Origin of the sequence: Dickeya oryzae (assembly GCF_009372235.1) — a bacterium.
GTDB classification, from domain to species: domain Bacteria; phylum Pseudomonadota; class Gammaproteobacteria; order Enterobacterales; family Enterobacteriaceae; genus Dickeya; species Dickeya oryzae.
Genome location: NZ_ML762921.1, coordinates 435,217 through 446,082, shown reverse-complemented (window position 1 = coordinate 446,082; position 10,866 = coordinate 435,217). Strand labels below are relative to the sequence as shown.

General features: G+C 53.3%; 7 protein-coding genes and 1 pseudogene. All 8 read left to right on the top strand.

From position 1 onward, the window contains the following. Nucleotides 1–61 precede the first annotated feature (61 nt). The 8 genes and pseudogenes from FAZ14_RS07110 to FAZ14_RS07075 all read left to right on the top strand — a co-directional run bounded on the left by FAZ14_RS07110 (nucleotide 62) and on the right by FAZ14_RS07075 (nucleotide 10,629). Nucleotides 62–892 carry a hypothetical protein gene (locus FAZ14_RS07110; RefSeq protein WP_016940737.1) on the top strand — a complete coding sequence of 277 codons (831 nt, stop codon included), beginning with the start codon at nucleotides 62–64 and terminating at the stop codon, nucleotides 890–892. 43 nt (nucleotides 893–935) lie between these two features. Then, complete coding sequence (locus FAZ14_RS07105) at nucleotides 936–2,381, top strand: PfaD family polyunsaturated fatty acid/polyketide biosynthesis protein (RefSeq protein WP_016940736.1); 1,446 nt, start codon at nucleotides 936–938, stop codon at nucleotides 2,379–2,381. Nucleotides 2,382–2,513: 132 nt separating this feature from the next. Next, on the top strand, nucleotides 2,514–4,433 hold the full coding sequence (gene fabD / locus FAZ14_RS07100; protein WP_071526186.1) for an ACP S-malonyltransferase: 1,920 nt from the start codon (nucleotides 2,514–2,516) through the stop codon (nucleotides 4,431–4,433). A 68-nt stretch (nucleotides 4,434–4,501) separates the two neighbouring features. After that, the gene (fabD, locus tag FAZ14_RS07095) at nucleotides 4,502–5,632 is read left to right on the top strand and encodes an ACP S-malonyltransferase (RefSeq protein WP_016940734.1); all 1,131 of its coding nucleotides are present in this window, start codon (nucleotides 4,502–4,504) and stop codon (nucleotides 5,630–5,632) included. 180 nt (nucleotides 5,633–5,812) lie between these two features. Beyond that, nucleotides 5,813–5,997, top strand: a pseudogene (locus FAZ14_RS20450) (hypothetical protein). Nucleotides 5,998–6,389: 392 nt separating this feature from the next. Continuing rightward, a complete protein-coding gene (locus FAZ14_RS07085; protein WP_038924949.1) occupies nucleotides 6,390–7,193 on the top strand; it encodes an efflux RND transporter periplasmic adaptor subunit in 804 nt (267 codons plus the stop codon). Next, nucleotides 7,190–8,509, top strand: coding sequence for an efflux RND transporter periplasmic adaptor subunit (locus FAZ14_RS07080; RefSeq protein ID WP_153508286.1), 1,320 nt, complete (start codon nucleotides 7,190–7,192; stop codon nucleotides 8,507–8,509). Before FAZ14_RS07085 ends, FAZ14_RS07080 begins: the two co-directional genes overlap by 4 nt. After that, a complete protein-coding gene (locus FAZ14_RS07075) occupies nucleotides 8,506–10,629 on the top strand; it encodes a site-2 protease family protein (RefSeq protein ID WP_016940731.1) in 2,124 nt (707 codons plus the stop codon). The genes FAZ14_RS07080 and FAZ14_RS07075 overlap by 4 nt, the downstream gene beginning before the upstream one ends. The last annotated feature ends 237 nt before the right edge of the window (nucleotides 10,630–10,866 follow it).

Genomic DNA, 10,866 nt, shown 5'->3' with positions numbered 1-10,866 from the left:
CTAAAAGACTATTTATAACTAACCCGCTAGTTATGACTTAAAAGCAAAAAGGAGCTTACCTATGATGTTACATACATTTAAACGCAAGACCGCTGCCATCGCTGTTTTCTCTCTGGCGCTGATGGCATCCAATACATATGCCGCCGGCTTTTTACCTAAGCCGATGGGGTTTAAGCAGGTACTGGTTTTTATGGGAACCGGTGCTCTCGATATTACGAAGACTGAGCCATTTCCCGGCGTATCGGGATGCCAGGGAACGTTATGCACCAGTGATTATTTCTACACCCATATTATGGGGCTGAGTAGCAGCGAAGTTGCGCAAAAAAGAGAAGAGGCGATTCGCTATTTTAATCGCGAATTCGGCATCGATGTTAATGCGTTGATCGCACAGAACCGGATTGAGTTGAAGCCTTATACCGGTAACCCGGATGGCCATTACCGGCTGTATTCGTTGGCCGGGATGGTTCTGCCCTCCGAAGGGTGGGTGGTCCGTGATGGGGGGTTCTACATTACGGTTCTCGATAGTAGGGGCATCCCACTGGCCGGTAACCATCGTGGCGAAACGGCGACACCGCTGAATCAGATGTACTACGGGAGCTACAACATTCTGGCAACCAGTGATTTCCAGAAAACGAGAGAAATCATTGTCAACTATGAGTCGAACGCGCTGGCGGCGATCTCGCCAGACCGCTTGCGGACGACGTTTAATACCAGAACTTACAGTAAACTCTGGGGCGAAGGACAAAGTTACGTCAGTTATGAGTTCGAACTGAGTGGCGGTCAGACAGTGTTGACCAATGGTCGGGAGGTGATGACGTTTAGTAAATATCCTTCGACAAGGGATTTCCCTGCCTATCCCTCCTTTGATACGAAAGGCGATGCTGCTTTCTAGTGGCGATGCTTTCCGGTCTGACTGAATGGAGGCGAGGGAGAGGATGACACATTTTGAACAAACGGTACTGGCTGAACGTGGTGTAAGTCTCCCCCGTCAAGGGGGCGACAGCCTGCAAGGGCGGCGTGTTCAGGCCGAACAGTTGGGAAGCACAGCGTTTCGTCAGGATTATGGGATTAAATACGCCTATGTCAGCGGAGCGATGTATCAGGGGATTGCGTCCCGTAAGCTGGTTGTGGCGATGGCGCGGGCCGGAATGATGAGCTTTTTTGGCTCAGGAGGCTTGAGTCTTCGTGTTCTGGAAGACGCGATTCTAGGGATTCAATCTGATCTGAGCGGTGAGTCTTTCGGCATGAATTTGCTGGCAGATTATGATTTCCCTGAAAAGGAAATGCAGCGGGTCGAGCTGTTTCTGACCCACGGCATTCGTTTTATTGAAGCGGCCGCCTATATTGCGCTGACTCCGGCGTTGGTTCGTTACCGGTTATGTGGCGTTCATCGGGGGGGAGATCAGCAGATTGTGATCCCCAATACGCTGATGGCGAAAGTGTCACGCCCCGAAGTCGCTGAAATTTTTGCCCACCCGGCACCGCCTGAGCTGGTTGCCCGGTTATGTCAGCAAGGGTTGATTACCGGGCAGGAGGCTGAGCTGGCTCCGTTGGTGCCGATGGCTCAGGATATCTGTGTCGAATCGGATTCGGCAGGCCATACCGATCAGGGGAATGCTTATGTATTGTTCCCGGCTATTTCCCGGCTTTGCCGGGATATTTCGGCTCGGCAGCGATACCAAAAGCCGATCAGGATCGGTGCCGCAGGGGGGATTGGTACGCCGGAAGCGGTGATGGCTGCTTTTATGCTTGGTGCTGATTTTATTGTCACCGGTTCCGTGAATCAGTGTTCGGTAGAAGCGGCAACCAGCGATGAGGTGAAGGATTTACTGCAAAGCATCAACATTCAGGATACTGACTATGCACCGGCCGGAGATATGTTTGAACAGGGTGCCAAAGTTCAGGTGCTCCGGCGCGGTGTATTTTTCCCATCACGGGCTAACAAACTTTATCAGCTCTATCAGCAATATGACTCGCTGGAAGCCATACCGCAGGTCATTACCAGGCAGCTCGAAGACAAGTACTTCAAACGTCCGCTATCCGATGTCTGGCAAGACGTTAGGCAATACTATCAGGCGAGCCGTCCCCAGATGTTGGCGAAAATAGAAGAACATCCCAAACGTAAAATGGCCGCGGTATTCCGCTGGTATTTTGCCTATAGCTCACGCCTGGCGCTGGCTGGCGATCGGGAAAATAAAGTCGATTATCAGGTGCATTGTGGGCCGGCTCTGGGCGCGTTCAATCAGTGGGTGAAAGGCTCTGCCTATGAAAGCTGGCGTGCTCGCCATGTCGATGAAATTGGGGAAATGTTGATGCAGGAAGCCGCATCGATGTTGTCACGGCAAATCGGTTTGATGGCAGGCCATTCTTTATCTTCTTAGTGACACTCTGAGTAGACGTGTCCGCTCGTGCAGCGTGCAGATGGCGGATAACGGTGAGCTGCCGACAGAAACGATGGTCTGGCCGAGATGGCCTGATGGCAGCGATGACAGAATAGTAAAGCGGGGAAATTTATGAAGACAGTCTATACCTTTCCTGGGCAGGGCTCGCAATATCGTACAATGGGTTATGACCTATTCGATCACTACCCAGAGCTGGTTGCTCAGGCCAATCAGGTTCTCGGGTATGACATTGTCAACCTTTGCGTGAAAGATCCTCAGCGAGTTCTCAACCAGACTCAGTATACCCAACCGGCATTGTATACCGTGAATGCGCTGACCTATCTGGAGCGCAAGGCCCGTGGAGCGGTACCGCCGGATTTTCTGGCCGGACACAGTCTGGGTGAATACAACGCGCTGTTTGCTGCCGGCGCTTTTGACTTTATTTCCGGGCTTCAACTGGTACAAAAACGTGCTCAACTGATGAGCCAGGCTCCGAAGGGGGCAATGGCTGCATTGCTGGAAATTAATCTGGATGAGGTTGAACGTATTTTGGCCGACAGCGGCTTTCAGCATGTGGATATAGCCAATATCAACTCCCGCCAGCAGTGCATTATCTCGGGGAATTATGACGAAGTGCTGGCACCGGAGTTGGAACAGCGTTTTCTCGATGCCGGCGCACGCTTTGTCCAATTGAATGTCAGCGCGGCGTTCCATTCCCGCTGCATGGTGGACATTGAGCGGGAATTTGCCGATTTCCTGGCTGAGTTTACTTTTCATCCCTTGTCTGTTCCCGTGATGTCTAATGTCACGGCCAGGGCTTATCCCTCCACGGGGTACCAGACACTGTTGACCCGGCAAATTTCCAGCCCGGTTCGTTGGTATGAATCGATCTCCTGGCTGCTGGCTCAAGGCTATGATGATTTCATGGAAATCGGCCCCGGCGATGTACTAACGAAACTCCACCAACGTATTGCCGCCGATCCAATGCCGAGTGGTGAAGCGCATTCTGCAACGTTATTTTCTCCTGAGTCCACAACGGGTCAGGAGGTCAGGCCGATGCAGAATCAGTCAACCGGACCGATAGCAGTAACGCCACACCCGTGTGTGTTCATGTATGCCGGTCAGGGGAGTCAGTACTATCAGATGGGACGGGTTTTTTACCATAGTGATGGGCATTTCCGACAGACGATGGACAGCCTTTGTCACAAAGTCCATATGCTCAGTGGCGTGAATCTGTTGGAAAAACTCTATGGTGAAAACGATTCTGGGGATAAGTTTGATGATATTCGCTATACCCATCCGGCGCTATTTTGTTTGGGATACAGCCTGACGCAGATGTTGATTGCCCGAGGTATCCAGCCTACTGCCGTTGTCGGCCACAGTTTGGGTGAGTACATTGCTGCCGCTGTTGCCGGTATGCTCCGGCTGGACGATGCGCTTCGGTTGGTCGTTGAGCAGGCGCGTTTGCTGGTTCAGTCTGCCCCTGAAGGTGGTTTGGTCGTGGTGCTGGCCTCACCGGACATTTTCTATCGCTGCGCGGATGTTTTTTCCCGTTGCACGCTGGCTGGAGTGAATTTCGACAATAATTTCTTCATTTCCGGGGAACTCGCCGCCATAACGGACGTTAAACAGAGGCTGGCTGATAAAGGCATTCTGTCGGTCGCACTGCCGGTTCGCTACGGCTTTCATTCACAGGCGATCGAAGCGGTAAAGCCCGCCTATCAGACATTGCTGCACAACACGCCGGTCTTTACTCCAGCCATTCCGATATATTCGTCTGCATTGGGGCGGTCTGTCGGTTCATTACAACCAGCCGATGCGCATGCGTATTTATGGCAGGTTGTCAGAGACAAAGTTGACTTTTCTGCCCTTGCCCACTCGACGTTTACGGCAATGAAGGACCACTTTTTTATTGATGTATCGGCGACAGGCAGTTTGTCTAACTTTCTGAAGTATTCGAAAGGGATTGATTGCCAGCATGGCTATATATTGAACCAGTTCGGTGACGGGATGAGATCGCTTGAATACCTGTTGTCACAGTTGAAAGCGTGAGAGCGTTCTGTTGAACAGGCGGTTAAGCAGAACAGCCTAATAGACCCAATTCAAAGGAGTGAGCAGTCATGTCAATTCACGTTTATATGTTTCCAGGGCAAGGCTCCCAGCAACGCGGAATGGGAGTGGGGTTGTTTGAGCAGTTTGCTGATTTGACCCGTATCGCCGATGAGATTCTGGGTTACTCAATTGAGAAACTCTGTCTTGAGGATCCAGACGGAAATCTTAACCGGACACAATATACCCAACCTGCAATTTATGTCGTCAATGCGCTGTCTTATTTCAGGAAATTGAAAGAAACTGGCACCCGTCCGGATTTTGTTTTAGGCCATAGTCTAGGGGAATTTAACGCCTTGCTGGCCGCAGAATGTTTTGATTTTGCCACCGGTCTCAAGCTGGTGAAAAAACGCGGTGAATTGATGGGGCAGGCCAACGGCGGTGGCATGGCGGCGGTACTGGGAGCGAGCGAAGCTCAGGTGCGGGAATTATTGAAAACCCAAGGGCTGGATCATATTGATTTAGCTAACTTTAATACGCCATCACAAATCGTGATTTCGGGGCCTCACAGCGATATCATAAATGCCTCCGATGCCTTCGAACAGTGCAACATCAGATGTGTCCTTTTAAATACCAGCGGTGCTTTTCACTCCAGGCTAATGCGCGGCTCAATGGAGGAGTTTGAAAAATACCTGCAAGGCTTTCAGTTCTCGGCGTTGAAAATTCCGGTGATTGCCAATACCACGGCCCGACCATACCAGGATGAAACGCTGTTTGCCTGTCTGGCTCAACAAATTGCCAGCCCGGTTCGCTGGGCCGAAAGTATTCAGTATCTAATGAGTTTGGGAACGGTTGAATTTACGGAATTGGGTCATGGTCAGGTCGTGCGTGGTCTGGTCGAGAAAATAAGGGCGGAGACGACAGAAGCCGAACTACAGGCTATGCGATTACGGCGTGATGCTGATGGAGTGAAGGCGGCTGAATCTACTGACCAGCCGATACATCGCAGAACGCTAGCGGCAGTCCAGAAGGTTGCCCAATGGAACAGCCAGTTCCCGATCGGGCAAAAGGTTCGTTCCAGCATTTTGAATGCTGAAGTAGAAACCCGCACCGAAGCTGTTTTGTTGTTTCAGCATCGTGCGGCGATCTATCTGAAAGGTTATAACGGCTATTTCGAACTGGATGAGCTAAAACCGGTATAAGGCGAATAGGTTGTGTGATGAGGCCGGGACAGCGGCCAAAAGGGTTTGAACGATGTTTTTTCAGGAGAATCAGTCCGTTGATTGGTTTGAGACTGACTTCGAACTTTATCATTGTATTTTTGCCAGAGAACACTATCACGATAGCTTGTTCCAGTTGTATCAGATAGAAGCGCCGGGTATTTGAATCGCGCTGTGGTCAAAAGGCGTGCTGAGTATTTAGCTGGCCGTTTCTGTGCCGCACAGGCATTAAAAAAATGGGGGATTCATGGTCGGCATATCGGTCGGTGCGACATGGTGAGCCGCTCTGGCTGGAGGGGATGATCGGCTCAATCAGCCATTGCCACAACCGTACGTGGCTATTTTAGAGTATTGCCGGAGCGGCAGTATGTCGCCATTGTGGATTTAACGGCTTGCTCCGCTACCTTTACAGAATGATCGGGCGTTCCACTCATCGAATATGGGCAATGATTTACTTATTCAGCAAAATGGAGTTCGCATAATATTACCGTAAGAAAGGCATCAAATTTGGCGGACGGAACGATAAGGGCTACGCTGACAGGTGGCTGAGGCCGGCGTTTTCGCTGCTGTTGATCCTCACAATACATTCATCACCGGGTTCTTACCTCTGAGCGTCTTTCTATTTCTGCTGATTGACTATACTTGCCAAAATAACTAGGGCTAATCGGTGAAAATTCAGGGGCTTGTTCTTGATGTCTTCTGATTGGTACACATCTTTGCGCAACCAAGGCAGGTTAGTGTGAACAATTTTAATCACGCCGTTTTCCGTCGGGCGCTGGGGCTGATGGCGGTTTGTGCTCTGTCTTATCATGTGCAGGCGCAGGCTGACGACCCGCTATTGATTAATCCGGCTCATCCTACTCAGATGGCGACATCGTCGGACAATCAGGCGCGTGGGATATTGGTAGCGGTGGATCAGGCGACCATTTCCAGCGACCTGGCCGGGCGCATTGTGGAGATGCCGTTCAGAGAAGGGGAGTCGTTTAAAAAAGGCGACCTGCTGGCGCGTTTTGATTGTGCTATCTATCAGGCGCAATTATCGGCATCGCAGGCGGCGATGCGGGCGGCGGAAGCCGAACTGAGTCAGAACCAGCAACTGGCGGAGCTCAAATCGGTGGGTCGGCACGCCGTGGCTTTATCTGCCGCACGTATGGCGCAGGCGCAGGCAGAAAGCCAGGTTTACCAGATTCAGGTCAACCGTTGCCGCATTCTGGCACCGTTCGACGGTCAGGTGGTCAGGCGTCGTGCGCAGGCATATGAAAGCGTGGCACCGGGGGCGCCGGTGCTGGATATCGTCAATAATCGCCATCTGGAAATTAACCTGCTGGTGCCATCCCGTTGGTTGCCCATACTTAAGTCCGGTCTGGTCTTCACGTTTACGCCAGATGAAACCGGCACACCGTTACAAGCACGTGTTGCCCGACTAGGCGCACGCATTGATGAAAGTAGCCAGACACTCAGCCTGACGGGGGTGATTGAAACCAAAGACGCCGCGCTGATGGCTGGTATGAGCGGCACAGCACATTTCCCGGAGAAACCGTGAGTACTACGCCCCCTGTTTCCGGCGAACGTATCTTCGCCCGTTTCCTCGATATCGAACGTCAGGCGCGTTCGGCTGACACAGCTGAAGCGCTGGCGTACTGCATCGTCAATGACAGCCAAGCGCTGTTCGGTTTTCGTCATGCCGCGTTGGTGATTAACGGTACGGTACGGGCGGTGACCGGCGTGACCCAGCCTGCGCCCCATGCCCCTTTTGTGGCGTTTGTTGAGCGTGCTTGTCGGCAACTGCTGCAAGAGCCGCAATACGCACAGTGTAAGGTGGTGGAGGCGACTGCGTTAGATGATCAAAGCCGTAACGACTGGCTGGCGTTATCGGCACCCGAAGTGCTGTGGACACCGCTGAAAGACAGGCAAGGACGTTTGTTTGGTGGCATCTGGTATGCCCGTGAGCAGCCCTGGCAGCCAGCCGAGCAATTGCTGTCGGAACAACTGGCCCATGCGTTCAGCCACGCCTGGCTGGCGCTGGAGCCGCAACCGGTCTGGCGACGCACGCGCTGGCACTGGAAACTGGCTGTCCCGCTTTTGGTTGTGGCGGGGTGCCTGTTTATTCCGGTGCGCCAGTCGGTACTGGCACCGGCCGAAGTGATCCCACTTAACGGGCGTGTGGTCGCCGCGCCATTGGATGGGGTGATTCAGGCGTTTGCTGTTCAGCCGAATCAGAGTGTGCGAAAAGGCGATGTGTTGGTGCGCATCGACGATACCACACTGAAAGCGCAGGCGGATGTGGCTGAAAGGTCGTTGAACGTGGCGGAAGCAGAGTATCGAGCCAGTTCGCAACGCGCTTTTCAGGATGCCGACTCCAAAGCCCGGCTGGATTTCCTGGCCGCTCAGGTGGCGCAAAAGCGTGCCGAGCGCGATTATGCCAACGCCTTGTTGAGCCGAACCGAGATGCGGGCAGAGCGGGATGGTATCGCGGTATTTGCTGATGCTGAACGCTGGACCGGCAAACCGGTTCGTACCGGCGAACGGCTGATGGATTTGGCCGACCCGGCTTCCGTCTCTCTGCGAATTGAGCTTGATGTCGGTGATGCGATCCGGCTGGTGCCGGATGCGCCGATCACCTTGTTTCTTGATAGCGATCCACTCACACCACATGGCGCGCTGCTGGATCGTATCGCGTATGAATCGGAACCGACCCCGTCGGGTAACCTAGCTTACCGGCTGGATGCGCGTTTTACCGGTGAGCCGCCGCGTATTGGGCTGCGTGGTACGGCGAAAATTTCGGGTGAATATGTACCGCTGGCGGTGTATCTGTTCCGACGGCCACTCGCCGTTTTACGTCAGTCGGTTGGATTATGACCCGTGGCGGAACGGGGCAGCTTTTGCCCGCGCTGAGAACGGATTTGCAATTGGTGGAGTCGGCGACCGGTCTCGATGGTGCACCGCAATGGGTGCTGGCCGACCCGGTTACCGGACGTTATTTCACACTGACGCCTTCGGCAATACGTCTGTTACGGCACTGGTCGCTGCGCCATCCGCAATGGGTGTTGGAGGCGGCTAACCGTGAGCCGGGCTTGCCGTTGCAGAGCCGCGAGCTGGAGCAGTTATTGCGGTTTCTGCGTAATTACGACTTGATAGCCGCCAGTGACCCGGTGCAACGACAAGGGTATGCCATCAAAGCAGCGGCATGGCGTGTCAGCCTGTGGAAAACCCTGCTACATCAATATTTGTTTTTCCGCATTCCGCTATGGCGGCCGGACCCGGTGCTCAACCGTTGCTGGCCCTGGCTGCAACGTTACGGCCTGCTATTTCTGCGGGTGGTGTTACCGTTAATACTGCTGCTGGGGGGCTTTCTGGTGAGCCGTGACTGGGTGCGCTATACCCACTCGTTTCCTCACTTGTTCAGCCTGCAAGGGGCTGCGGCCTTTGGTGTCGCCTTGGTCTTCGCCAAGTTTATCCACGAACTGGGGCATGCTTTCATGGCTAAGCGTGCTGGTTGCCGGGTGCAGACCATGGGGGTGGCGTTTATCGTGCTGTTCCCGTTGTTTTATACCGATGTCAGCGATGCCTGGAAACTGAAAGCGCAGCGTGCCCGATTATTGATTAGCGCAGGCGGCATTCTGGCGGAACTGATGCTGGCCGGTGTTGCGTTACTGGCCTGGGCACTGTTACCGGATGGCCCATTGCGTACTGCCGCCTTCATGCTCTCCAGCGCTACGTGGATAACAACGCTGGTGGTTAACCTCAACCCGCTGATGCGTTTTGACGGCTACTTTTTACTGAGCGATTTCTGGCGGGTGGAAAACCTGCAGGAGCGTGCTTATGCCCTGTGCCGGTGGCGGCTGCGCGAGGCGTTGTTTGGTTATGGTCATCCGGCCCCGCATACCTGGTCGCCGTCGATGCAGCGCAAGCTGTTGATATGGGGTTATGCCTCGTGGGTATGGCGATTTTTCCTGTTTTTCGGCATTGCGCTGATGGTGTACCACTTTTTCATTAAGGTGGTTGGTATTGTGTTGATGTTGGTGGAAATTGGCTGGTTTATCGCGCTTCCGGTGGTGAAGGAGGCCCGTATCTGGTGGTCCATGCGTAAGAATGCTCATCCCGTTAACCTGTTGCGTTCAGGGTTGATTGTGGCGGCGGTATTGGTACTGCTGCTGTTTCCCTGGCGCGGCAGCATCCGTATTCCTGCTGTGCTGGAAGCAGAAAACGTCAGTGCGTTGTATGCCCCTATCCCTGCGCAGGTCAAAGCGCTGTACGTCACTGACGGCCAGCAGGTAAAAGCCGGTGAGAAACTGCTGGATCTTACCTCGTCCGATTTGGACTACCGCATCAATATCGAACGCCAGCAAATTGCCATTTTGCAACAGCAGCGGCAGCGGGGGGCCGGGCGTCAGGAAACCGCCAGTGAAACCCAGGTGCTTGACCGCCAACTGGCGGAATCACTGGCCCGCTATCGGGGGCTGGATGCGCAACGCCAGCGTTTGTCTCTCACCGCGCCGCAGGCAGGCCAGGTGAGGGATGTGGCGCGAGATATGACCGAAGGCCGTTGGCTGACGTCGGATATGCCATTGCTGCGGGTGGTCGGGCAGGGGGCTGGAAAAGTGCAGGGGTATTTACCCGACGATACGCTAAAACGCGCGAAAGTGGGGATGCCCGGCTATTTTATCGCTGATGACCCTGCGTATCCCCGTCTTGCCGTACAACTGACAGACATTGCGCCCACCGGTACCGCCTGGTTACAGCAGGAAATGCTGGCGTCTGATCGTCACGGCCCGATCGCCGTGCGTCGTGACCGCGACCACAATCCTCAACCCGTGCAGGCGCAGTACCGTGTACGTTTCGCAGTGCAGGAGGGGCAATTCTCGCCACCGCAACAGCCGTTACGGGGTAGCGTGATGCTGGAAGGGGAAACAGAATCTATTCTTGGCGCGGTATGGCGTCGGATTGCTGCATTGGGTATCCGGGAAAGCGGATTTTGACACGTTGAAAGTAAAACCTGTCGATAGTGATAAATGTATTATTCGGTTAATTCTATTAAATAGTTTTTTATGTGACGCTATAAGAAATAATTTATTCTGCCAGCGGAAAATCTCTCCTGTGTCAGCTATGTTTTTATTGTGATTGATAAAATATATTTTGTTTCAATTTGAAACTATTTTTTATTCTATGTATTTCTCCAGCATTTTTGGGGTCATACCAACAATCATCTAATAAAT